Origin of the sequence: Haliea alexandrii, assembly GCF_003719295.1 — a bacterium.
Lineage (GTDB): Bacteria > Pseudomonadota > Gammaproteobacteria > Pseudomonadales > Halieaceae > Haliea > Haliea alexandrii.
Genome location: NZ_RFLW01000001.1, coordinates 1,187,025 through 1,209,748, shown reverse-complemented (window position 1 = coordinate 1,209,748; position 22,724 = coordinate 1,187,025). Strand labels below are relative to the sequence as shown.

Below are 22,724 nucleotides of genomic sequence, written 5' to 3'. Positions count from 1 at the left end.
ATTACTCCCCGTGCGCACGGGCGCTGACCAAATCACGATCAGGCGCTGAACGCAGCACCCGCCTCTGCCTGACCCAGGCGTATCAAGCGGCTGTCTGCAACCGCTACCTGACGGTGCACTACGATCGCACGGTATTCCGGGTCGGTGACCATGGCCATGAAGGCACCGGAATTGGGATAGAGCGCCACAAACGCGACATCCCATTGCTCCTCCGGCGGACCAATGACGACACATTCGGGCCGGCCACGCCAGAGGATGCTGCCGCCCAGACGCTTGAATACCGGCCCGCTGTATTCACCGTAACGGCTGTAGGCCTCTGCCCCGGTGATGGTCTCGCCATCGGGGTAGACAGCCTGGGCGTTGAGTCGAACCAGGTTCAGCATCATTATCGGCGTATCACGCGGCAGCGACTTGAAATCATCAAACTGTTCGCGGGTGGGATCGACGTTGTGACTCATACGTGCTCCAGTGTTGTTCATTATTCAGGCGCCAAGCTTAACGCTACTGCCTGCTCAGGTATAGCGCACTGCCCGGGATGGAAAATTGTGAGCCCGCCGGTAGCCATGCTAAACCACGCACTCTGTACAGCGGCGAAAGAACAGCTATGTTTTCAGTATGCAAAAAACCAGTGACATCCTCTGGCAGGACGCGCAGCACCAGACGCTGTTCGCGATCCTTGACCTGATCGCTCAACCCGAATCCGGCGCGGATGTGGTGCGCCACCTGCACGACTACGCGGAGAGTCACTTTGCCCTGGAGGAACACTACATGACCGCCCTCGCCTACCCGGAACGCAGCGAGCACATTGCCGCGCACAATCAGTTTCGCGAGGAAATTGCGTCGCTGCTGGAGCAGAAGGAGGACGATGCCGCATTCAGGGCGGTCGTTGCCACCTTCCTCACCGAGTGGCTCCGCCGCCATGTATTCGGCATCGACAAGACGCTCGAGGCATTTATACTCGCCTCGGCGCGCAAATGAACGGCGGGTAGGTATATCGACCACCGCGGGGTCGTAAGGTGTGTGTTGTTTAAAGTGCGACGTGTGCTGTGAGCCAGATTTTGTCGGTATCCTGATAGGCCGGCTCGCCATCACCATCGAAGAATGCCGCTTTCAGCTCCAGTGACAGTTTGGGCGTGAGCGCCCAACCAAGCAGCAGGTCCAGTTCCGAGCCGAGACTGCGGCTGTTCCGATCGGTCTCGAAGGCGTGGTACACCGCGCGCCAGTTGAAGGCATCACGCTTGCCCGACAGCGCGAACCAGGCGTCCCGGATGCCGTCACCGGGGGTACCGAGAAACTTGTCTGCCCACCCCTGGAACTTGTGCAGCGTGGCCAGCGGCGTGCGAAAACCCTGCCCGTTATCGCTGCCCAGCACCTCGTAACCGACTTCCAGCTTGGCCAGCGACAGGGCCCAGCCGGCGTCCACGTTGTAGTAGGTGGCGCGGTAATTCGCGGGATTGTCGCCCGCATCAGACTGGGTCGCCAACGCCAGGTTCAGGTTGAAATCCGACCACTGCCCGCTGTACTCGACACCCACGGTGTCGGTCGCATTGGCGACGGTGAGACCCGGTGCGAAGTTGGCGTCCGGGTCTATATCCAGCAGATACACAAAGCCCGACAGGCTCTGCTTTTCCGCCGGTGACCAGGTGGCCCGCAGCAGACCGATGTCACCGTCCCAGTCGGCCGGCTGCGCACCGTCATCGGGCCCGAAAATGCGCTGCACGCGGTACACGTAACTCGCGTCCACCTGCAGGCCGCGCGCAGGCTGCCACTGTGCGCGCAAGCCATCGAAGGTCTGCTCGTTCTGGCGCCAGACCACGTTACCGACAAAGCGATGGTTACCGTGCAGGATACGCTGGCGGCCCAGCGTGCCGTGCAGATCACCATGGCGGTAGTCCACCTGCACGCGGTTGACTTCGGTGCCCTCCGGGTCTGCCACAACGGGATAGCGCAGTTCGCCATTGGTGGTGGAATTGTAGAGGTCGTTACCGATCGCCGTGACATCATCGACTTCGAGTATGAACGAGACGCCCGCCCAGTCGGCGGAAGCCAGAGTCAGCCTGGAGCGCAGGGTCGAGGCCAGTGCGGTATCTGCGAGCGGCGCCTGATCCACGTACTCCAGCCGATAACGGAAATCCAGATGGGCACTGCCATTGCTGATCATTCCAGCCACACTATTGCCGCTACTGTCGGCGGCAATAACGGGCACTGCTGTCAGGGTGGTCCCCAAGAGCAGTGCGTATAGACTGTTGGCGCGAACGCTCGTGGCCCCGAAGGGCCCCTTTGCGGTGTTGCCTGACAAGAGCAGTAAGCCCATCTCAGTAGATATCCTTGCGCGTGTTATACACGTTGAACTTGCCCGTGGGGGTAACCAGCCGTGGGTCCTTGATGACATGCTTCAGCTTGCGTGTCTTGTCATCCACAACCACGATGGCCGACACCTGATCCATGCCGTTCCAGACGGAGAACCAGACTTCATCACCAGCAGCATTGTACTCGGGCTGCACCACACGTGCCGGGCCTTCCTCAATGCCGGCCCACTCGGCGATGGGCAATACCTCGTAGCCCGCGTCAAAGTCGTCGATGTTGTACACCGCCGCCGACTGGCTCACGCTCTCCTGCGGGTGCAGCGTATTATCGACCCACAGGTTGCGTGATTGGGGGTGTGTCTTGACGAACAGTGAGCCACCACCCTGTGCCTTCAGCGTGCGCACGACTTTCCAGGCCTGCTCCGGATGATTTTCCGGATCGGTACCGATAAAGGTCATGTTTTCGTTACCCAGTGCCGAGGTCACCCATACCGGCCCGAACTCGGGGTCGACCAGGTTGGCGCCGCGACCGGGGTGCGGAATCTTGGTCACATCCACCAGGGCTTCGATGTTGCGGTCCCGGGAATCCACCACCGCAATCTTGTCAGACTGGTTGGCCGCGGTGAGAAAATAGCGGTGACTCGCATCCCAGCCACCATCGTGCAGGAAGCGCGCCGCTTCCAGCGTGGTCACAGAGAGCGCATCGAGGTTGCTGTAGTCAACCAGCAGGATCTTGCCGGTTTCCTTCACGTTGACGATGAACTCGGGATGCTCGTGGGAAGCCACAATCGCCGCCACGCGAGGTTCCGGGTGGTACTCCTGGGTGTCTACGGTCATGCCACGAGTGGACATGATCTTGGTCGGTTCAAGTGTCGCACCGTCCATCATCACAAACTGTGGAGGCCAGTAGGCGCCGGCAATGGCGATCTTGTCCTCATAGCCGGGGAACTTTGAGGTTTCCACGGAACGGGCCTCGAGACCGATCTTGACCGTTGCCACGCGCTGCGGTGGATTCATATACAGGTCGATCATGTCGATCTTGGCGTCGCGTCCGATCGTGTATACGTAGCGGCCGGAATGCGAGGCACGTGAAATGTGCACGGCGTAGCCGGTTTTCAGTATGGTGATAATATCCTTGCTGTCACCATCAATGAGAGCAATTTCACCGGAATCCCGCAGGGTCACGGAGAAAATATTGTCCACATCGTATGAGTGCTGCGCCTTGCTGGGCCGCTCGGACTCGGGCACCAGGACTTCCCAGGTGTCCATCATCTCCGCCATGCCCCACTCAGGCGGTGCTGGCGGCTCGTGTTGCAGGAAACGCGCCATGATATCGATCTGCTCTTCGGTGAAGTCGCCAGAGGTGCCCCAGTTCGGCATGCCGCCCGGCGAACCGTAGTTGATCAAGACCTTGAGAAATTCTGTGCCGCGCTCCTGGGTAATGTCCGGTGTCAGGGGCTTGCCAGTGGCGCCCTTGCGCAGCACCCCGTGACAGCCTGCACAGCGCTCAAAGTACAGCTTGGTGGCCAACTCGAACTCGGACTGGGTCATATCCGGGGCACCGGGCGAGATCACGCGCTTCATGTCGCCCGCCGTGACGGGCGCGCCTTTGTACGCCATTTCACCCGGCGTGACGCCGGGGTGGTCAGTCTTGTCCTGGCTCAGCGCCGCTGCGGCGCTCAAACCCAGTGTCACGGAAAACAGGCCTGCGCCTGCACGTTGCTTCCAGCGGTTTGCGTTGGTTTTCATCATCCTTCCCCTTAAACGCGCTCTGGTTCAATGCGCTTCTTAAAATGTATTTTATATGCATGTTCTAGTAGACAACATGATGCAGGTCAACTTTCAGTCCGCCCGGCGGACGCATCCGTGGCGATAACGGCATGCTCTGGCAACCGACCCTGATAACGCTTCTTGCGCTTGCGCACCAGCGGCGGGCAGCGGTGCTCATCCCAATAGGTCACCTGGCAGTCCAGACAGTAGTGGCACTCGTTATCGATAATCTCGCCCGTGGGTCGTATCGCGCCGATCTGGCACTCATTGGCGCAGGTCTGGCAGGGATGGCCGCACTCCACGCGCCGGCGCAGCCAGTCAAACACCTTGAAGCGGGTGACAAAGCTCAGAGCCGCGCCCAGCGGGCACAGATACTTGCAGTAGAACTTGCTGTTGAACACCGTGAGAACAAGTAGCAGCAGCGCGTACAGCACATAGGCGGGAGGGCGGTCGAACTGCATCACGAACACCGTCTTGAAGGGCTCGACTTCCGCCAGGCGCGCGGCATTGGCCATGGAGTCCAGCGCCAGCCCGAAAATCGCCAGAAGGATGAGGTACTTGATTGCCCACAGGCGTTCGTGCACTGCATGCGGGAGCTGCCAACCGGCAAAGCCCAGCGCCCGCGATGCCTTGGACAGCAGCTCCTGTGCCGCGCCAAAGGGACACAACCAACCGCAATACACACCGCGCCCCCAGAGCAGGATACTGAGCGCTACAAAGGCCCACAGCAGAAAAATGACCGGGTCGAGCAGCAGGCTCTCCCAGGAAAATCCGCCCGCCAGATTGCGTGCGAAACCCAACAGGTTGACGACCGACAGCTGGGCGTGACAGATCCAGCCGATATAGACCACCGTGAACGCGAGCCAGGCAATGCGAAAACGCTGAAAGAACCGCTTGTGCTGTACCAGCCAATCCTGCAGGAAAAGCACCAGTAACAGCACGAACAGGGCGACCGCGAGTGCCGCCACCTGCAAACGGTGCTGCTGCCAGCTCCAGTGCCACTCCGGCTCCGCGGGCTCGGCGGCGCGGAGCTCGGCTACAGGTGGCCCGGCTGCGCCTATCGGCACCTCAGAACCTGGGGCCGCGGCCGCATAGGCCGCCAGCACCTGCTCTGCGGCGCGCGTGACGGTGCGCGTGATGACCATTGCGGTGATAGTGGCGCCGCTCAGCCCATCAATGCCGACATACCCCTCCCGATCGTGGGCGCCCACGCGAATAGCGTCAGACGCGTGCTTGCCCACAAACTGGTTCACAAACGCCTGCAGATCGCGATCGGTAATGCCGACCACCAGAATGGGTTCCTCATGGGCCAACACGCTGGCGGCCAGAAATTCACCGCTTGGTGTCAGGGCAACCAGCAGGTTGACGGGCGCTCCGGAATACGCAGGAATATGCACGAAATCACTGGTTTCAAATAACAGAACTGCGCCCACGCCCGGTGCTTTCGCGCTGTAGAGCCCTGGCACCGATTGCACCGCTGCCGCTGCGCCGGCTCCCGGCAAAACACGCTGTATCGCGGTTCGATCGACCGCCTGTGCCCTGATCGGCAGTAGCACAAGACCCACGGCCAGCGACAGAATGACGGGCAACAGTAATCGGTAGTTCAACACGCCTTTGCATCCCGCTATCTCATGGGAACCAGCATAGACAAGGCTTTATAAGAAGCAAATGACTTGCATCATTTTATTCCCGACCCAAATGCGGTTTACTGGGCGCATGAATCGTTGGATGGCCTGTTTACTGTTCGCCGCCGGCGCTGCCAGCGGCGCCGACAGCGACCTCGTGAACGAGCGTTTCACAACCTCAGGGGAGGATATGGAAGCGCATTGGCGGGTCGACTGCAGCGCCACCGTGGCGGCATTGACCGAACCCGGCGCACAGCGCGCGGGGCAAAGGCGCGCCGAACTGGCAGACGCTCTGCGCAAATGCGGTTTCATTTACCAGCCACCCGGTGCAGCCGCGGTTGACCACTGCCCCGACTACAACCGCTTGTTGCAAGCCCTGCAAAAGGACGACACGTCCGCGCTGGACAATTCACTCGAGCGGGCGGCGGCCTGCGCAACGACACTGCATTAACTGTTTGGATATCTCATGACCTATCGTATGCCTCCCTTCCGACTTAAGCCCAACTACGCCGCTCTCAGCCTTGTCCACGGCCTGCTGTTCTGCGCGGCGCCGGGGCTTGCTGCCACCAGCGCGGAATTGCCACTGGAGGAAGTCGTGGTGACCGCCAGCCGTGTCGAAGAGCGGCTTCTCGACAGCAGTGCCAGCCTTAGCGTAATGACCCGCGAAGACCTCGCCCGCATGACAGGCAGCAGCGTCGCCGACTACCTCCGCGATGTGCCTGGGCTGCAGGTTTCCGACTCCGGCCAGGCCGGACTGAAGCGTATCCGCATTCGCGGTGAAGACTCCCGCCGGAGCGCCATCCTGGTCGATAGCCAGGAGCTGGCGGACCACAGCGAAGTCGGCACCCCCCTGACCATACACCCCGACATGCTGGGCCGGATCGAGGTCCTGCGCGGCTCGGGTTCCGTGTTGTACGGCTCCAAGGCCCTGAGTGGCGTGACCAATTTATTGACGCTGAAAGGCGGCACAGCGCCATTACAGGCCACCGTAAAAGGCGGCTACGACGGCACTACCGGGGGTGACACGCTGTTCGCCAGCGTACACGGCCTGCAAGATGGCTGGAGCTACCGACTGGCCGCAGCCGACAGTGACCACGGCCTGCGCCGGACACCCGAGGGGCGCGCCGAGAGCACATCGTTCGAGAACCAGGGCTACTACGGTTTCCTGGAAAAAGCCGCCGGCAACCATGCGCTCGGGCTGACCTGGGACCGCTATGAGTCGCGCTCGGACATCTTCGTTGAAGAGGTGGCCCGCAGCACATTCCCACTCGTGGACCTGGCGCTCAGTACACCGCAACGGGATCGGGAGCGCTACGCCCTGGATTACACCTGGGAGCCCGCCTCCGCCGTGCTGGACAGGCTGCTCGTCTCGGCATTCACCCAGGACAGCCTGCGCCATTTTGTGAGCAACACCGAAACCGTATGGTATCGCCGCGACATCGATACGCGCAGCACATTGCGCAGCGACGGCTTGCTGCTACAGGCGGACTGGCTGCCCTGGAAACAGCATCGCGTGGTCAGCGGCCTGCAGTACAGCAACGACGAGGTGCGTCAGGGACGCGAGGTGGACACTCTCTCCTGGACACCCATTGCCGTCACCGGTATCGAGCGTATCGACGATGAAGCCAGCATCCGCACCCTGGCCGCTTTTGTGCAGGACCACTGGGCCCTGAGCGACAGCGTGACGGCGATTGTCGGGGCACGCTACTACCAGATTGATGGTGAACTGGACCGCAGCAACCGCCCGGGCCTGCGCGCCGCGCCGCTGGATTCTGACAGCCACCTGATCGCCTCTGCCGGGCTGAACTGGTCCACCGGCCCCGGCAGTGCCCTGCGCGCCAACGTATCAGAGGGCTATCTCTACCCCTCTCTCATGCAACTCGCCACAGGCGCCTACGCCGGCTCAAACTTCGTGAACCCCAACAGCGAGCTCACGCCCGAAACCAGCATCAACTATGAGCTCGGCTGGCGCTTCATGCAGGGACAATGGACGCTCGACGCTGCGCTGTTTTTCTCCGACTCCAGTGACTACATTGATCACATCTTCTGCACCAGTGCCGACAACTGCCTGAGCCCATCGGACAAGGTATACCGCAACATCGGCTCCTCCACCGCTCACGGCCTGGAGCTGTACCTGGCCTGGGAAACCGCCGATCAGGCACTGCAGCCCTATGTGAATGTCACCTGGATGCAGCGCAACAACGATTTCGGCAGCTTCGACACCTGGGATACCGGTATTCCTGCACTGGCAGGGCGCGCCGGCGTGATGCTGGAGCCGCAACTCAACGGGCTTTGGCAGTCACTGTGGGCAGACCTGTACCTGCGTGGCGAAAGCGGGTCCCTGCTGCTGGAGCCCGGCGCCAGAGGCCTGATTGAAACCAAACGCAGTGGCTGGGCCACACTGAACGCGGCGCTGGGCGTTAGCCTGGGTGACAATCTACTGCTGGCCGTGGAACTGCAGAACCTCCTCGACCGCGACTATCGCGAGTCTACTGAGAACCTGCTGGCGCCCGGACGCAGTGCCTCCATGAAGCTCACCTGGAACATCAACTAGAATGCGCGAGGTCGGCATGTCGACAGTGGATAGCGTAGAAGCGCGTGCAGCGTTTGCGCAAACGGGGAAAGATTCACCGGGTCGAGGCACCGCGGTTATCGTCTACGGCTTGTATCTGGGCGCCATCATGAGCGTTGTCACCCTGCCCCTGGGGGCGCTTGTGGCGCACTACCGGCTCGCGCGCAGTGCACCCTGGGTAAGCAGTCACTTGCGCTTCCAGGTGCGCACATTCTGGTGGATGGTCGCGGCCTCGGCGGCGGCGGTTGGCCTGTGGCAACTGCTCGGCATTCTGAGTATATCGCCGCTGGTGGCCTGGACATTCGGTTATCTCTACATCACCGCCATGCTCGTCTGGTTTGTGGCGCGCTGCGGTGTGGGGATTGCTCGACTGACGTCCAACCGCCCCATTGACCGACCGGAAAGCCTGCTGTTTGGCAAGTAGCCGATAACGCGCACTCTGCAAGCCGCGCTCCTGCCATTGCCGGTGGCGCTTTTACTGCGCCACAATTTGTCGGTAAATCGCCGGTAGCGCCGTCGACAAGTGTTCAGGTCGATACACCACTGAATAGCCACCGCGACCAAAAATACGGGGGAAATAGCCCTGTGACTCGCGGTCAATCGTCACTGCGAATACACGCACCCCGGCACGGCGCGCCTCACGTACGGCGTGGCGTGTATCCTCGAGCGCATAGCGCCCCTCGTAATAATCGGTGTCGTTGGGCTTGCCATCGGTTAACACCAGCAACAGGCGGTGGCGCTGGCCCAGCTCAGCAAGCCCACTGGTGAGGTGACGAATTGCCGTACCCATGCGGGTGTAGTACCCGGGCTTCAGCGCTCCGATACGCTGCTCCACATCGTGGTTCATTGGCTCGCGGAACTCTTTTAGCGTTTGCAGCCACACCTTGTCCCGGCGTCGGGAGGTAAAACTGTGAATGGCGAACTCGTCGCCACAGGCCTGCAGACCATGCCCGAGCACCAGCAGGGCCTCTTTTTCGAGGTCTATCACCCGGCGGTCATCGACCCAGGATTCTGTCGACAGTGAGACGTCGACCAGTATGGATACCGCGAGATCGCGCTCCACGCTACGGGCATCGGCATACAGGCGGTCGCTGCTGCTGCCCGAGGCGGAATGATCGGCCTGGGCGCGCACCACGGCGTCAATATCAAGTTCATTGCCGTCGAGCTGACCGCGCAGCAACAGGCGTTTCGGTCGCAAGGCCTCAAACTGCCGCCGCACACGACGCACGCGCTGTTTCATCGCCGCATCCGGCTGCCAGGCGTCACCGTCCGCGGCCTGCTCGCCCGGCAGTACCGTGCAGTGCGCCGGCAACATGACCCGCTTGCGGTAGTTCCACTCCGGATAGGTCACCTTTGCGACGGAAGGGGCGCCCAGAGCCTCCCCGGGCGGCAGGTCGAGATCCATGCGCAAACGCGCCGCAGCCTGTTGCTGATGCGGGCTCACGGTAATCTCTTCGAGCTGCTCCGCCGCTTTCCCGGCGTCCTCATCCTCTTCATCATCGACCATGCGATTCACGTTGACCATCTCGGCGAACGAGAGCATTTTCTCGAACCGGTTGAAAATCAACGAGTCCTCGCGCTCAGCCTGATCCTGTTGCTGACGACGCGCCTTGCGCTTGCCGCCCTCCCGCTGGTCCTGCAGCGGCGTCTGTTCGTCCTCTTCCTCGGCGTCGGGACGCTCCACGTTGTGGGTACCCAGGCTGAAACGGGTGGCCCACAGCGGCACCGGTAGCGGCGGATGATAGCTCGCCGGCGCCTGCACATTGTCAACCGGAACATCGGGGCTGGACACCAACGCCACCAGCTGTCCAGCGAAGGCAGATGCCGGCGTTTCTTCACCCAGCGCGCGGCGAATCACCACCTCCAGAGCCTGCTCCAGCGGCGGCAGCCTCCGCTGTGGGCGCAGCGGTAAAAGGGCATCACGGAGCCGATCATAGCGGTCGCGGAATCCGGGGAGCTCGCTGCACACCCGCTCTGCCGCGGTGAGCGCAGCGCGCAGGGCCAGCAAGTCGGCCTGAACCGCGTTTTCGGCTGGGGGCGGCGGCTGCAGGGCAGCGGCGTGCGCGGCGAGCCAGAAGTACAGATCGCGGTTCAGGGCCCGATCGGGAAAGAGGTCTATGCAGGGTGGCAGGAGCAGTGACTCCTCGTCGATACGCGCCTGATCCATCACTTCGTGGTCAAAACCCAGCCGCTGGCGCAGGCGCAGGCGGTGCCCGGACTCCCGTGCCGCAATGGCGCCAACGGCAGCACCCCCCTCTCCCCCCACTGCGCGGAAAAACACGGCGAGGACCGGGGCGATCTCATTGAGGTGCACAGCAGCCTGCGGATGATGGGGATAACTGCTGGTGGCTGAGGCCCAACGGTGCCAGTAACGGCCGACCAGTTCCTCGAATTCCAACAGGTGCAGCATGTCGCAAGCTCCGCTCTGCGGGCGAGTCAGTCCGAGCCAAAGGCCATTGCGATCACTTCCAGCAAGGCCTCCTGGACATCGGGCTCATCGGTTAGTGGCTCCACCAGCGTGGCACGGGTCGCCTGCATGATGGGCATACCCGAGGCGATCAGCGTGGCACAGTAAATCAGCAGGCGTGTGGAAACGCCTTCCTCCAGATCCTGCCCCTTCATAGCACGCAAGCGTTGCGCCAGTGTCACCAGCGCGCGGCAACGCTCCGGCGCAAGGCCGCTCTCGCGGGAAACAATGCTGACTTCCTGGTTGGCCGGTGGGAAGTCGAAGGTGCTGGAGACAAACCGTTGCCGGGTGCTGGGTTTCAGTGCCTTGAGCACATTCTGGTATCCGGGGTTGTAAGATACCACCAGCATGAACTCCGGCGGCGCCTGCAACAACTCACCGGTGCGCTCCAGCGGCAACAGCCGCCGGTCGTCGGTCAATGGGTGAAGAATGACCGTCACGTCCTTGCGCGCCTCCACCACTTCGTCGAGATAGCAAATGCCGCCTTCGCGCACCGCCCGCGTCAGCGGCCCATCGACCCAGCGCGTCTCGCCTTCGAGCAACAGAAAGCGGCCAGTCAGGTCTGCAGCGGTCAGGTCATCGTGGCAGGAGACGGTAAACAACGGCCGCCCCAGACGCGCGGCCATGTGCGCAACGAAGCGCGTTTTGCCACAGCCGGTGGGCCCTTTCAGCAGCAGGGGCAGGCCGTGCTGCCAGGCCTGCTCGAACAGCTCACACTCATCTCCCACCGGTTCGTAATAGGGAACCTCCTCGCGCGGGACCGGCTTCGGCTCAGGCATGTTCACGCGTTGGCCACGCCTGTTTCACCGGCGGGCAGCTCTTCACGCGCCGGGCCGAATACCGCCCAGAGAAACACGACCGCCGCCACAGCAACCACACAACCAGCGCCCAGACGCATCATGTAGAACAGGCTCAGCTGCTCCTGTACCTCCATATAATTGATGCCCATGACACGCTGCAGGTGGGTCTGCACCACACCGGCAAAAGTCAGTGTAAAGGTCATGAAGCACATGGACGCCGTCATCAGCCAGAAGCTCCACATATTGATGATCTGGTTGAACGGCTGTATGCGACGCAGCTGCGGCATGGCATAGGTGACCACCGCCAGCACCATCATCACGTAGGCGCCGTAGAAGGCGAGGTGCCCGTGCGCCGCCGTGACCTGAGTGCCGTGCGTGTAGTAGTTGACCCAATGCAGGGTGTGCATGAAGCCCCAGACGCCCGCACCGAAGAAGGCCACGGTTGCACTGCCCAGTGTCCAGAGCATGGCAGCCTTGTTAGGGTGATTGCGGCGCCCTTTCCAGAACATATAGAAGGCGAACATCACCATGGCGAAAAACGGCGCCACTTCCAGGGTGGAGAAGAAGCTGCCGATGGGCTGCCAGTATCCCGGTGCGCCAATCCAGTAGTAGTGGTGACCGGTACCGAGCAGACCGGAGAACAGCGCCAGGCCGATAATCACGTACAGCCACTTCTCGATGATTTCACGATCCACACCCGTCAGCTTGATCAGCAGGTAGGCAAGCAGCGATGCCATGATCAGCTCCCACACACCCTCAACCCAAACGTGGACAATCCACCACCAGTACAACTTGTCCAGTGCCAGGTTGGACGGGTTATAGAAGGCGAAAAACCAGAAGATTGCGGCCAGCCACAAACCCAGCATGAGGATGGAGTTGATCGCCGTCTTGCGCCCACGCAGCAGCGTCATGCTGGTGTTGTAGAGGAACAGCAGAAAGGAGATCGTGATAAGGATCTTCGACCACAGCGGTTGTTCGAGAAACTCGCGCCCCTCGTGAATGCCGAATTGGTAACTGACCAGCGCGCCGGCACCAGCCACCGCGAAAATGGCGAGCTGAATGTAGGCAATAAGCGGGCTGTGAATCTCGGTTTCTGCCTCTTCCGGCATGAGGAAGTAGGTACAGCCCATGAACCCGATCAACAGCCACACAATCAGCAGGTTGGTGTGGCTCATGCGCATGATATGGAACGGCACCAGGTCCACCATGAATTCCGGCAGGACATACACGGTGGCGGCCAGAATGCCGAAGATGACCTGTAGCGCGAAAAGCGCCATGGCGACTGCGAAAAAGGGCAGTGCGACCCGTTGAGTTTCGTATTTCATTGCGTTCTCCTGCCTGCGTGTGCGCTGGACTCAATTCTGCAAAAGGGTTCAACCGACCGGGTGCGGTGGCCAGCCCTGGGTGTTGATGGAGTCGGCCCAGCGGAAGAAATCCACCAGGTTGTCCAGCTCTTCTTCACTGAGGTCAAACTTGGGCATCTGCCGGCGACCCGGGATATTCAACGGTTGCGCCTTGATCCAGCCCTTGATGCCGGCGCGCGCCGCATCCGGGTTCTCGCGGCCGCCGTAGCGTGTCCACACATTCCCCAGTTCGGGCGCAAAGTACGCGCCCTCGCCGATCAGGCTGTGGCAGTTGATACAGCTGTGCTTCTCCCAGACGTGTTTGCCCGCCGCAACGCTTTCGGTCAGGCCCTCTTTGTCTGTCGACACATTCACCATGTACCAGTGGCTGTGTGCGGTGAGCCCTGCAAAGGCGAGAAAAAAGAACAGCGAGCCGCCAAAGAAGATATTGCGCGCCGCTGAACGAGAGAGTGATTCCATCATGATTGCTGCCCCCTTGCGTATTCTGCGACAAGCCCGCAGACACGCGCATTATAAAATGCATATACTATGCATGTTTTGATTCTCACACTGCCGAGCGGGGCCGTCAACCAGCGAAACCCCGACTTTGAGCGGCCCACGAGGGTGGAAACACCTCCTATTGACAGAAACCTGATGCAGATCAAGCAGGTACGCCATGCACAGTGCAACAACGACCCTCCCCGCCCCGTTTCGTTACCCCTTTCGGATATTTTTCCTGTCGACCGCTATCAGCGCGCTACTGCTGATTCCGCTGTGGCTGTTTTTCCTGCTCGGTGGCGGCACACTGCAGCCGGCCCTGCCTGCATTGCATTGGCATCAGCACGAGATGCTCGGCGCCTTCGTCAACAGCGCCATTGCCGGTTTCCTCCTGACCGCTGTCTGTGCCTGGACCGGCACCCGACCCGTCGCGGGCTGGCCCCTGGCCACGCTCTGGTTGCTGTGGCTGGCGGGGCGCGCCGCCATGCTGTTCGGCAGCCACCCCTGGCTTGCGATGGTGGTTGACCTGGCCTTCCTGCCTGCCGTGGCCCTGCTGGCCGCGCGCCCCATCATCGCCAAACGGCAGTGGCGTCAATTGCCTCTACTGGCCGTGCTGACCCTGCTGTGGCTCTGTGACCTCGGCTATCACCTCTCCGGCGACACGCAATGGCTGCGCGCCGCGATGTTGCTGACCGGCGGCCTGATTCTGGTGGTCGGGGGGCGTATTACGCCCGCGTTCTCGCGCAACTGGCTGCTTCAGCAGGGGCAGCCCACGGCCGACATCAGCACCTGGCGCTGGCTGGACATACTGACTCTCGCGAGTACCTTGCTGCTCGTCCTGGCGGAAGCCAGTGGTCAACTGCCGGCCGGGCTGGTGGCGCTGGTTGCACTGGTTGCCGGCCTCTCGGCGGCGTTGCGTACGCTACTCTGGCGCGGCTGGCGGGTGCGCAGGGAGCCCCTGCTCGCTATCCTGCATATCGGCCTGCTCTGGGTTGCGGCAGGCTTTTTACTCAGGAGTCTGGCCGGCTTCGGGATGGTGACCGATGCTGTCTGGCTGCATGCGTTGGGTGCCGGCGCCATGGGCAGCATGATCCTGGGGGTCATGGCGCGGGTCGCCCTGGGACACACCGGCAGACCATTGGCGCTACCGAGTGGTATCGCGTGGGCATTCGGGCTAATATTCCTTGCCGGTCTGTTGCGCGTCATCGCAGGGCTTGGCTGGCTGCCCTGGGCCTTCGGAATCCACGCAGCAACACTGTGCTGGACGGTGGCCTTTGCGCTCTTCATCTGGCGCTATTTCCCGATACTCACCAGACCCCGAATCGATGGGAAGCCCGGTTGATGCGACTGACACAATATACTGACTACGCCCTGCGGACCCTCATTTACCTCGGCGTCAGTCAGGGCGGACGCCACACCATTCGCGATATCGCCGAGGCCTATGACATCTCCCGTCATCACCTCACCAAGGTTGTACAGCACCTGCACCGGCATGGCTTTGTGGCGGCCACGCGCGGCAAGGGCGGCGGCATTGCTTTGGCCCGCCCTGCAGGCGATATCGTGGTGGGCGACGTGGTACGACGCATGGAGCCATCCACGGCGCTGGTCGAGTGTTTTGATAGAGACGGACAGTGTGCCATTCAGGGCCATTGCAAGCTGGCGCGGGTGTTGCGCGAAGCCTTCAATGCCTTCATTGCTGCACTCGACGAGCACACCCTGGCCGACCTGCTCGACGACCGGGAAGACCGCTTGCGACACGTCCTGGGCATTCCCGCCCTTACACTCTGAGACACAACACCGCTGCGGCAAAAGGTCTTCGCCGCCATGCGCCAGATCAATACACATCCCTTGCCGCCTGCGTTAACCTGCACACAGCGACCTTTCGACCACATTGGAGCGTCGACATGCCCAACCGTCCCGCAACGCCACCGCTGATCGCCACGCTGCGCGCGGAACATGTGCACCTGGCGCGCATCTCCACCCTGATGACGGAGCAGCTGGATGCTATTGACCGTGGCGCCGCCGTCGACAGCCACATCCTCTACGAAATCATGAGCTATATGGTCGATTGGGCCGACCGCTATCACCATCCCCGCGAGGACCTGATCTACGGGCGTGCCGCGGAACTCGATGCGCAGCTCGCCGATGACGTTGACAGCCTGCAGCGGCAACACGACGCCATGGCCAGCAATGCCCTTGCGTTGCAGAAGCTTATCGGCCGCTGGCGAGCAGGCAAGGCTGCAGATGAAGACGTGGTGCGTGCCGGGCGCGACTACGTGGCCAACAGCGACCGCCACATGCAGAGCGAGGAGCAACTGGTGTTCCCGCGTATCGAGGCAGTGCTGGGCCCTGCCGACTGGCAGGAGCTGGAACTGGACGACCGCCTGCAGGCGGCGCGCGATCCGGTATTCGGCCCACGCATCGACCGCGAATTCAGGAACCTCGCCCGCAAGCTGCGACGCAGCGCCCGGCGTACCATTGAGCGCGGGGTGATGGCTGAGTGGGCGGGGCTGGAGTCGGCGCTGGAGTCGCTGGAGATTCTCGGCAACGCCAATCGCATGGCGCTGGAGACAACCGGTGATACTCTGCGTTGTGCACTGCAGGAGTCACTGCAGATCGTACGCGACACGCCGCTGACCGCGGCGCCGCGCTGCGCAATGAACAATGCTCGCCTCAGCGGCCGCTGGCTGGGCGCCCTCGCAACCATCGCCGGCGACACCGTGGACGACCTCGCCCGCATACGGCGCGAAATGCGCCGGCAACTGGATACGCTGGATACGGTTTAGGCACTAGGCCGGCACGCTGTCGTCCAGTGGCAGCCCCGTGGCTTCGTGTTCGGCCGCCACCACCCGGTTGCGCCCGGCATTCTTGGCACGGTAAAGGGCGGCATCCGCCGCGGCGAAAAGCGCCTCGGCCGACATATCCGCACTGAACTCGGCGACGCCCACACTGCAACTCACTGACAGCCCGCTAAACGGACCCGTGAACTCGAGCGCGGCAACGCGGCGGCGCAGACGCTCCGCAATCGCCAACCCCGCTGCACCATCGGTCATCGGCAATTGCACGCCGAACTCCTCACCACCGAGGCGCCCTACGTCATCAGAGCGACGCAGCTGTTCCTGTAGCGCATCGGCGATGGTTTTCAGCACAACGTCGCCACCCCCGTGGCCATAGCGGTCATTAACGGACTTGAACAGGTCGACGTCAATCATCAGCAGGCAAAGTGGCTGCTGGTAACGCGATGAGCGCGCGATATTGCTCTCCAGAACCGCGAGAAAATAGCGCCGATTGGGAATCTGTGTGAGGTGGTCGGTGCGCGACTCCGCCAGCAGCAACGCCGTCAGGCGTCGCTGATTGCGATACAGGACCAGCACGACTCCCAGAGTGAATGCCATCGCCACCAGCAGCGAGGTCAGGGTCACCTCGGTAATTGAGGCACCCAGCAACTCCTGAGCCGAAAGCGGCGGCGATAGCGACACCGCCACTAGCGGCAGTAACAAGGCCTGCCACCTCCGCCCTGGGCCCCGCAAACCGTGTGAACGTGCCGGGGCGCTTCGTTCGCCTGGTATCACGTGTCAGGCAGGCTCAAGCGCCGACGTACAATGACTGCAGCGCGTAGCCTTCAGGGGAACACTGGAAAGGCAAAAGGGGCATTCTCTCTCCGTGGGCTCGGCGGCGGGTGCCTCTTCCTCACGCTTCAGACGATTGATGCTGCGAATCAACAGGAATACGGCAAAGGCGACGATGATAAAACTGATCACGGCGTTGATGAACAGGCCGTAGCTGATGGTCACCGCGCCGGCTTCCTGCGCACTGGCCAGCGTCAGGTAGGGCCCCGCAACCTCGCCCTGCTTGAGCGTGATAAACAAGTCGGCAAAATCCACCCCCCCCAGCAACAACCCGATGGGCGGCATGATCACGTCGTTCACCAGGCTTTTGACAATGGTGCCGAAAGCACCGCCGATAATAATACCCACCGCCATGTCGATGACGTTCCCACGCATGGCAAATTCTTTGAATTCTTTTAGCATTGTGGCTTCCCCATTGAGTGTCCATACACACCGGCTGCAGGATTCGATGTTGCCTGTTGCGCGCCGACGCTCCAATTTCGCACCGCCGGAGAGGAAACACAAGCGCGCAGTAGCACGACGAGCGATAGCGGTGGCAACTCGCCGACGTATTTACGCCCGCTGCCAGAGTCAAGTCTGCTAGACTGGCTACACATTTTTCGCCTTTCAGGACGCCGTTTTGCACCGCGCCACACGCACGCCAGTACGCCGTTTGATGACCACGCGTTGCCTGCTGCTCGCGCTGGCATGCAGTGCACCAATCTCCGCGCAGGATGTCAGTGAAGCCCTCGGAGAGCAGCCAGCCAACGTGCCGGCACCCGTGGGGGCTGCCCCGGCCCCAAGCGCGTCGGACAGCCCTGTGCCACAACCACCTGACACCGAGCCCGAACCCGCTGCTGCCCGCTCGAAAGTCGAACCTGTGCCTGCACCTATTACGCCCACAGCGCCTGAGCCAACGCCTGAGCCTGAGCCAACGCCTGAGCCAACGCCTGAGCCAACGCCTGAGCCTGAGCCTGAGCCTGAGCCTGAGCCAACGCCTGAGCCAACGCCTGAGCCTGAGCCTGAGCCTGAGCCTGAGCCTGAGCCTGAGCCTGAGCCTGAGCCTGCCAGCATCGGCGCCGAGACCGACGGGAATGTTCCCGGCACAGACGCCGAAAATCCTGTCCCTTCCAGCACCGGGCTGCCCCGGGCCCCAAACCTGCCACTGGATGAACCGGTCGAAACCGAGGCGCCTGTCACTGCACCGCCAGCGGTGCCCGTACCACTGCAGGAACTTGTGCTGCTCGGGCGTGAAGTGCCACCCAGAACCTCGACGCGACTCGCGTGGGCACCTACGCAGTCTTTTGAGGGCATCTACGTCGACACCCCGGTGCTGGTGGTAAACGGTGTGGAGACCGGGCCCACGCTCTGCCTCACCGCCGCCATGCACGGCGATGAACTGAACGGCATCGAAACCGTGCGCCGCGTGCTGTATAACCTGGACGCCGGCAAACTCAAGGGCGCAGTCATCGGCGTACCTATCGTGAACCTGCAGGGTTTCCATGCGGGCTCGCGTTACCTCACGGATCGCCGCGACCTGAACCGCTACTTCCCCGGCGACCCGAAAGGCAGTTCAGCGTCGCGCCTTGCCTATTCATTCTTTCACGAGGTCATCGCACATTGCGATGCCCTGGTGGACCTGCACACCGGCTCCTTCTACCGCACCAACCTGCCGCAGCTGCGCGGCGACCTGCGCGACCCGCGTGTGGTGCAGCTCACCAAGGGTTTTGGTTCCACGGTGGTGGTTCACAGTGAGGGCACGGCGGGTACGCTGCGCCGCGCCGCGGTAGAGGTGGGCATTCCCGCCGTCACACTGGAGGCCGGTGGGCCGTCAGTACTCAGCGAAGATGCGGTAAGCCACAGTGTCAAAGCCATCCGCACCTTGCTCAATCACCTCGGCATGACCACCCGCTTCAGCCTCTGGGGCGACCCTGAGCCGGTGTACTACAACTCGGTATGGGAGCGCGCCCAGGTGGGGGGCATCGTATTCAGCCGGGTGACGCTGGGGCAGACCGTGAAACGGGGTGATGTGCTCGGCACGGTCACCAACCCCATCACCAACGTCCGTACCCGCATCGTGTCCAAACACAATGGGCGCATCATCGGCATGGCCCTGAACCAGGTTGTCCAGCCCGGCTTCGCCACACACCATATCGGCATCACCCCACCCAAAGGGCAAATAAGCCCACCGGAAGAGGTGGTAGCGACAGATGCCGCGGAGGCCCGGCGCCTGCTAGATGCCTCTGTCAATGCAGGCGACGTGAAGGCGATCAATGGCGAGGAGGCGGCGGAGTCCGAGCAGGCCGATATTGCCAGTGCCGGAGACGACGAAACGCACGCAGCGGGAACAGAGTCGAGCGCAGACGAGGTCGGTGACGAGGACCTCGAGGAAGACTGAGTCGGCAGCTAGCGCGACCCACGGTCGTGGGTGACAAAGCGCCCGGCGGTATCCACATCGAGAACGCGCTGGCGACCGGCCAGCATGGCGAGAAAAATTGCCAGTAACACCACCGCGGTGAGCACCAGCCAGATGCCCGTCAATGACATCTCGAACTGCAACAACAGGCCAACCGCCAGTGGTCCCAGGGCGGCGAGACAATAACCAAGGCCCTGAGTCATGCCCGACAGTTCGCCAGCGACAGCCGGATTGGCACTGCGCAGCACCAGTAACGCCAAGGCGAGACTGAAGCTCGCCCCCTGCCCCAGGCCCAGCGCCACAACACCCGGCCAGCGCAGCACAGCGGGGCCCTGCAACAGGCAATAGAATCCGACCGCCACCAGCGTCAGGGCACAGACCAGGGCCGGGCGTTGGTCGCGCCCCAGGCGCGCCAGCCAGGGGGCTGCCAGCGCGGCGAACAGCTGCACAAACACCGATGCGCCAAGCAGCAACCCCGCCTCCGCCTCACCCAGCCCGCGCCGCTGCAGTAGCACGGGTAGCCAACCGAACACGATATAGGCCAGAGCAGACTGGGATGCCATGAGCAGGGTAATCTGCCACGCCAGGGGCGAACGCAATAAACCCGCGCCGACCGGGGCGCGGGGGCCCGCAGTGGCCTGCGGCCAGGGATGAGGCGCGAACACGCGCCAACAAAACAAGGCCAGGGCCGCGAGAGCTGACCAGCTTGCCAGACTGAGCTGCCAGCTGCCCAGCGTGTCAGCCAGTGGAATGCTCAGGCCGGCACCCAGCGCCCCACCCAGGCAAAGCGCCATGGTGTACACACCCGTCATCAGGTCGGCCCCGCGCGGCAGGTCACGCTTCACCAGCACCGGCAGCACGGTACCGCCGATACCGATGCCAGCACCGGCGAGCGCAGTGCCCAGGAACAGGCGCAGACTGCTCTCATCGGCGCGCAGCCACAGCGCCAGCGTCAACAACAACAAAGCCAGTGAGAGTGTTCGCTCAATGCCAATACGCCTCGACAGCCAGGGTGCCAGCGGGGCAAAGAGGCCCAGACACAGCACCGGCAGCGTAGTCAGGGCACCGATAGCCGCGGCGCTCAAACCGGTGTCCGCCTGCACACGGCTCAACAGGGGCGCGAGCGAAGCCAGCGCCGGACGCAAATTGAGTGCTACCAGCACCATGAGCAGCACAAGGCCGAGCGGCATACGCATTGTTCCTACCAGTGCACGCCCCGCATGACCTGCGAAAACAGCCGCCGCGCCAGCGCCAGTCTTGAGGAGGGCAGTTCAGCCAGCTCCGCTGCCGCTTCCTCTGCACTCAGGCCCCGGGCCGCCGGTGAATCCGGAAACAGGTCATAGGCCTGACTGAGAAACGCCTCGGTAAAGCTCGGCATCGTGGCCTGCGCCACCGCACCGGCAACACCAAGACTGGTGGAGACCTTCTTCGGTCGCGACACAATGGCTTTCATGACCAGGTCCCGGGCCTGCTCGGGCGAGAGTGTGGGGAAGGCCTTGTACAGCCCCGTGGGCGCAATCATGGGGGTACGCACCAGTGGCATGTGAATGGTGGTGAACTCGATATTGCAGCGCGTGAACTCGGGTGCCGCGCACAGGCTGAATGCGTCCAGCGCGGCTTTTGAGGCCACATAGGCTGAAAAGCGCGGCGGGCTGGTGAGCACGCCAATGGATGAAATATTGATGACCTGGCCTTGCTCGCGCTGCTCCATGCCGGGCAGGAAGCCCATGATCAAGCGCAGGGCACCAAAGTAATTCAGTTGCATGGTGCGCTCGAAGTCGTGGAAACGATCATAGCTGTAGCGCACGGAGCGGCGAATGGAGCGGCCCGCATTGTTGATCAGAATATCTGCCCCGCCGACGTCAGCGATCACGTCTGCCACCAGCTTGTCACAGGCATTCAGATCCGCCACATCACAGGCGTAGGCGTGAGCGACACCGCCCTGTTCCTCTATCGCGGCGATGGTCTCCTCCAGCTTTTCCACCGTGCGCGCCACCAGCACCACGCGGGCATCGGCTCGCGCCAAGCGCAGTGCACACTCGCGCCCGATACCGGAGGTCGCCCCGGTGACCACCACCACCTTGCCCTTGACCCGCTTGCGCAGCGCCGCCAGTGTCGGGCGGCCCACCAGACGATCGAACAGCGTGTCCACGTCCTTCTCCAGAGCACCGGCATCCTTGCGCAGAAAGTGCAGCCAGTAATCCCAGATAACCGGGGCATACTCTTCGAAGGGCGGGCACTGTATGGCAGCGGGTTCAAGCAGTGCCCGTGTCCGCGTGGAGTCGAAGTGGGTGGGGTAATTGATGTAGGCCACCACCTGCGGCGGAATGCCCATCTGGGCTATCAGGCGCTCGCCCAGCTTGCGCACAGGCCCCAGATGGCCGAGACCCTTGCCTGCCAGCCGGGTGGCGGAGTCCAGCAGGGAAGCATCGACCGCACGCAGCTTCGGCCCGTGCGACACCCGCATGAGTGTTTTCAGCAGGTCGCCCACGCGAATGCCATCGGGGTCGGTGAGAAAGAAGCATTCACGATCATGACCGGGCAGGTGGGCGAGATGATCCATGGCCGCCACCACGTAATCGACCGGCACGATATTCAGCAACCCCGCCTTGTTCATCAACAGTGGCAGGCCCTCGGGCACGACTTTGCTCAGGCTGCGGAGCGTCTCGAAAAAGTAATAGGGGCCATCGACCTTGTCCATCTCCCCGGTTACCGAGTGCCCCACCACCATACCAGGGCGGTAGATACGCCATTTCAGCCGCTTCTCGGCGCGCACAATTCCTTCAGACTCGTGCTTGGTCTGGAAGTAGGGGTGATCCAGCGCCCCCGCCTCCTCGAACATGTCTTCCGTAAAGGTGCCTTCATAAAGCCCGGCCGCAGCGATGGAGCTGACCTGGTGAAAACAGCCGGTTTTCAGCGCCTTCGCCAACACCAGTGCCTGGCGTGTGCCCTCGACATTGCTCTTGCGCTGGCTCTCCGCACTGGCCTGCATGTCGTAGATGGCCGCGAGGTGAAAAAAATGATCCATCTTGCCTGCATGCTGGCGCACCCATGCCGCTTTCACGCCCAGCCGCGGTTCACTCAAGTCACCCTCAACCGCCACCACCTGGCGCCGGTTTGCGCCCCAAAGCTCACGCAGCCCGTCCACCTTGGCCAGCGAGCCGGGCCGCACCAGGAGGTAAACACGCCCGCCACGATCCAGTAGCCGCGGCACCAGAAAACGACCGATAAAACCCGTGCCACCGGTAACGAAATAGTTCATGCCGCTCTCCCTACTCTATCGTTATGTCGATACAGTACTGAGAAAGCGCGCCCGTGT

At 62.3% G+C, this 22,724-nt stretch carries 20 protein-coding genes; 8 read left to right on the top strand and 12 right to left on the bottom strand.

From position 1 onward, the window contains the following. Nucleotides 1-38 precede the first annotated feature (38 nt). Nucleotides 39-458, bottom strand: coding sequence for a DUF1330 domain-containing protein (locus EGJ68_RS05485; protein ID WP_123033484.1), 420 nt, complete (start codon nucleotides 456-458; stop codon nucleotides 39-41). A 157-nt stretch (nucleotides 459-615) separates the two neighbouring features. Between EGJ68_RS05485 and EGJ68_RS05480 the strand changes: the two genes are divergently transcribed. After that, nucleotides 616-978, top strand: coding sequence for a hemerythrin family protein (locus tag EGJ68_RS05480; protein WP_123033483.1), 363 nt, complete (start codon nucleotides 616-618; stop codon nucleotides 976-978). 49 nt (nucleotides 979-1,027) lie between these two features. Here the strand turns inward: EGJ68_RS05480 and EGJ68_RS05475 are convergent, their stop codons facing one another. The 3 genes from EGJ68_RS05475 to EGJ68_RS05465 all read right to left on the bottom strand — a co-directional run bounded on the left by EGJ68_RS05475 (nucleotide 1,028) and on the right by EGJ68_RS05465 (nucleotide 5,686). After that, entirely contained in the window at nucleotides 1,028-2,314 is a 1,287-nt protein-coding gene (locus EGJ68_RS05475) for an alginate export family protein (protein WP_158283512.1), read from the bottom strand. A 1-nt stretch (nucleotide 2,315) separates the two neighbouring features. After that, nucleotides 2,316-4,055 carry a nitrite reductase gene (locus EGJ68_RS05470; protein WP_123033481.1) on the bottom strand — a complete coding sequence of 580 codons (1,740 nt, stop codon included), beginning with the start codon at nucleotides 4,053-4,055 and terminating at the stop codon, nucleotides 2,316-2,318. 86 nt (nucleotides 4,056-4,141) lie between these two features. Then, the gene (locus tag EGJ68_RS05465) at nucleotides 4,142-5,686 is read right to left on the bottom strand and encodes a 4Fe-4S binding protein (protein ID WP_199227924.1); all 1,545 of its coding nucleotides are present in this window, start codon (nucleotides 5,684-5,686) and stop codon (nucleotides 4,142-4,144) included. A gap of 106 nt (nucleotides 5,687-5,792) precedes the next feature. Between EGJ68_RS05465 and EGJ68_RS05460 the strand changes: the two genes are divergently transcribed. The 3 genes from EGJ68_RS05460 to EGJ68_RS05450 are packed head-to-tail and all read left to right on the top strand — an operon-like array spanning nucleotide 5,793 to nucleotide 8,697. Continuing rightward, complete coding sequence (locus EGJ68_RS05460) at nucleotides 5,793-6,152, top strand: hypothetical protein (protein WP_158283511.1); 360 nt, start codon at nucleotides 5,793-5,795, stop codon at nucleotides 6,150-6,152. Nucleotides 6,153-6,167: 15 nt separating this feature from the next. Then, complete coding sequence (locus EGJ68_RS05455) at nucleotides 6,168-8,255, top strand: TonB-dependent receptor plug domain-containing protein (protein WP_123033479.1); 2,088 nt, start codon at nucleotides 6,168-6,170, stop codon at nucleotides 8,253-8,255. Nucleotides 8,256-8,271: 16 nt separating this feature from the next. Further along, on the top strand, nucleotides 8,272-8,697 hold the full coding sequence (locus EGJ68_RS05450) for a DUF4870 family protein (protein WP_123034057.1): 426 nt from the start codon (nucleotides 8,272-8,274) through the stop codon (nucleotides 8,695-8,697). A gap of 51 nt (nucleotides 8,698-8,748) precedes the next feature. Here the strand turns inward: EGJ68_RS05450 and EGJ68_RS05445 are convergent, their stop codons facing one another. From EGJ68_RS05445 to EGJ68_RS05430, 4 genes are read right to left on the bottom strand one after another with little or no spacing between them, the layout of a single operon-like run. Next, entirely contained in the window at nucleotides 8,749-10,683 is a 1,935-nt protein-coding gene (locus tag EGJ68_RS05445) for a nitric oxide reductase activation protein NorD (RefSeq protein WP_123033478.1), read from the bottom strand. Nucleotides 10,684-10,709: 26 nt separating this feature from the next. Continuing rightward, the gene (locus EGJ68_RS05440; RefSeq protein WP_123033477.1) at nucleotides 10,710-11,519 is read right to left on the bottom strand and encodes a CbbQ/NirQ/NorQ/GpvN family protein; all 810 of its coding nucleotides are present in this window, start codon (nucleotides 11,517-11,519) and stop codon (nucleotides 10,710-10,712) included. A gap of 2 nt (nucleotides 11,520-11,521) precedes the next feature. Further along, nucleotides 11,522-12,865 carry a cbb3-type cytochrome c oxidase subunit I gene (locus EGJ68_RS05435; RefSeq protein ID WP_123033476.1) on the bottom strand — a complete coding sequence of 448 codons (1,344 nt, stop codon included), beginning with the start codon at nucleotides 12,863-12,865 and terminating at the stop codon, nucleotides 11,522-11,524. A 48-nt stretch (nucleotides 12,866-12,913) separates the two neighbouring features. Then, nucleotides 12,914-13,366, bottom strand: a complete 453-nt coding sequence (locus tag EGJ68_RS05430; protein ID WP_123033475.1) for a c-type cytochrome — start codon at nucleotides 13,364-13,366, stop codon at nucleotides 12,914-12,916. A 193-nt stretch (nucleotides 13,367-13,559) separates the two neighbouring features. Between EGJ68_RS05430 and EGJ68_RS05425 the strand changes: the two genes are divergently transcribed. The 3 genes from EGJ68_RS05425 to EGJ68_RS05415 all read left to right on the top strand — a co-directional run bounded on the left by EGJ68_RS05425 (nucleotide 13,560) and on the right by EGJ68_RS05415 (nucleotide 16,167). After that, the gene (locus EGJ68_RS05425) at nucleotides 13,560-14,723 is read left to right on the top strand and encodes an NnrS family protein (RefSeq protein WP_123033474.1); all 1,164 of its coding nucleotides are present in this window, start codon (nucleotides 13,560-13,562) and stop codon (nucleotides 14,721-14,723) included. Then, nucleotides 14,723-15,169 carry an RrF2 family transcriptional regulator gene (locus EGJ68_RS05420; protein WP_123033473.1) on the top strand — a complete coding sequence of 149 codons (447 nt, stop codon included), beginning with the start codon at nucleotides 14,723-14,725 and terminating at the stop codon, nucleotides 15,167-15,169. The genes EGJ68_RS05425 and EGJ68_RS05420 overlap by 1 nt, the downstream gene beginning before the upstream one ends. Nucleotides 15,170-15,285: 116 nt before the next feature. Next, entirely contained in the window at nucleotides 15,286-16,167 is an 882-nt protein-coding gene (locus tag EGJ68_RS05415) for a hemerythrin domain-containing protein (protein ID WP_123033472.1), read from the top strand. 3 nt (nucleotides 16,168-16,170) lie between these two features. Here EGJ68_RS05415 and EGJ68_RS05410 read toward each other — a convergent pair whose 3' ends face one another. Both EGJ68_RS05410 and mscL read right to left on the bottom strand, forming a co-directional pair. Beyond that, a complete protein-coding gene (locus EGJ68_RS05410; RefSeq protein WP_158283510.1) occupies nucleotides 16,171-16,881 on the bottom strand; it encodes a GGDEF domain-containing protein in 711 nt (236 codons plus the stop codon). Nucleotides 16,882-16,956: 75 nt separating this feature from the next. Beyond that, nucleotides 16,957-17,412, bottom strand: coding sequence for a large-conductance mechanosensitive channel protein MscL (gene mscL, locus EGJ68_RS05405; RefSeq protein WP_123033470.1), 456 nt, complete (start codon nucleotides 17,410-17,412; stop codon nucleotides 16,957-16,959). Between the two features lie 790 nt (nucleotides 17,413-18,202). Here mscL and EGJ68_RS05400 point away from each other — a divergent pair. Next, the gene (locus EGJ68_RS05400; protein ID WP_233248679.1) at nucleotides 18,203-19,387 is read left to right on the top strand and encodes a succinylglutamate desuccinylase/aspartoacylase family protein; all 1,185 of its coding nucleotides are present in this window, start codon (nucleotides 18,203-18,205) and stop codon (nucleotides 19,385-19,387) included. Between the two features lie 8 nt (nucleotides 19,388-19,395). Here the strand turns inward: EGJ68_RS05400 and EGJ68_RS05395 are convergent, their stop codons facing one another. Further along, entirely contained in the window at nucleotides 19,396-20,601 is a 1,206-nt protein-coding gene (locus EGJ68_RS05395; RefSeq protein ID WP_199227923.1) for an MFS transporter, read from the bottom strand. Nucleotides 20,602-20,606: 5 nt separating this feature from the next. Further along, on the bottom strand, nucleotides 20,607-22,667 hold the full coding sequence (locus EGJ68_RS05390; RefSeq protein ID WP_123033468.1) for an SDR family oxidoreductase: 2,061 nt from the start codon (nucleotides 22,665-22,667) through the stop codon (nucleotides 20,607-20,609). Nucleotides 22,668-22,724: the final 57 nt, after the last annotated feature.

Bases quoted from the DNA above. Each gene is read 5' to 3' on its own strand.
- EGJ68_RS05420 (WP_123033473.1), top strand. From the start codon at position 14,723: ATGCGACTGACACAATATACTGACTACGCCCTGCGGACCCTCATTTAC.
- EGJ68_RS05460 (WP_158283511.1), top strand. From the start codon at position 5,793: ATGAATCGTTGGATGGCCTGTTTACTGTTCGCCGCCGGCGCTGCCAGC.
- EGJ68_RS05425 (WP_123033474.1), top strand. From the start codon at position 13,560: ATGCACAGTGCAACAACGACCCTCCCCGCCCCGTTTCGTTACCCCTTT.
- EGJ68_RS05480 (WP_123033483.1), top strand. From the start codon at position 616: ATGCAAAAAACCAGTGACATCCTCTGGCAGGACGCGCAGCACCAGACG.
- EGJ68_RS05475 (WP_158283512.1), bottom strand. From the start codon at position 2,314: ATGGGCTTACTGCTCTTGTCAGGCAACACCGCAAAGGGGCCCTTCGGG.
- EGJ68_RS05440 (WP_123033477.1), bottom strand. From the start codon at position 11,519: ATGCCTGAGCCGAAGCCGGTCCCGCGCGAGGAGGTTCCCTATTACGAA.
- EGJ68_RS05485 (WP_123033484.1), bottom strand. From the start codon at position 458: ATGAGTCACAACGTCGATCCCACCCGCGAACAGTTTGATGATTTCAAG.
- EGJ68_RS05470 (WP_123033481.1), bottom strand. From the start codon at position 4,055: ATGAAAACCAACGCAAACCGCTGGAAGCAACGTGCAGGCGCAGGCCTG.
- EGJ68_RS05430 (WP_123033475.1), bottom strand. From the start codon at position 13,366: ATGATGGAATCACTCTCTCGTTCAGCGGCGCGCAATATCTTCTTTGGC.
- EGJ68_RS05390 (WP_123033468.1), bottom strand. From the start codon at position 22,667: ATGAACTATTTCGTTACCGGTGGCACGGGTTTTATCGGTCGTTTTCTG.
- EGJ68_RS05445 (WP_123033478.1), bottom strand. From the start codon at position 10,683: ATGCTGCACCTGTTGGAATTCGAGGAACTGGTCGGCCGTTACTGGCAC.
- EGJ68_RS05455 (WP_123033479.1), top strand. From the start codon at position 6,168: ATGACCTATCGTATGCCTCCCTTCCGACTTAAGCCCAACTACGCCGCT.
- EGJ68_RS05395 (WP_199227923.1), bottom strand. From the start codon at position 20,601: ATGCGTATGCCGCTCGGCCTTGTGCTGCTCATGGTGCTGGTAGCACTC.
- EGJ68_RS05435 (WP_123033476.1), bottom strand. From the start codon at position 12,865: ATGAAATACGAAACTCAACGGGTCGCACTGCCCTTTTTCGCAGTCGCC.
- EGJ68_RS05415 (WP_123033472.1), top strand. From the start codon at position 15,286: ATGCCCAACCGTCCCGCAACGCCACCGCTGATCGCCACGCTGCGCGCG.
- mscL (WP_123033470.1), bottom strand. From the start codon at position 17,412: ATGCTAAAAGAATTCAAAGAATTTGCCATGCGTGGGAACGTCATCGAC.
- EGJ68_RS05450 (WP_123034057.1), top strand. From the start codon at position 8,272: ATGTCGACAGTGGATAGCGTAGAAGCGCGTGCAGCGTTTGCGCAAACG.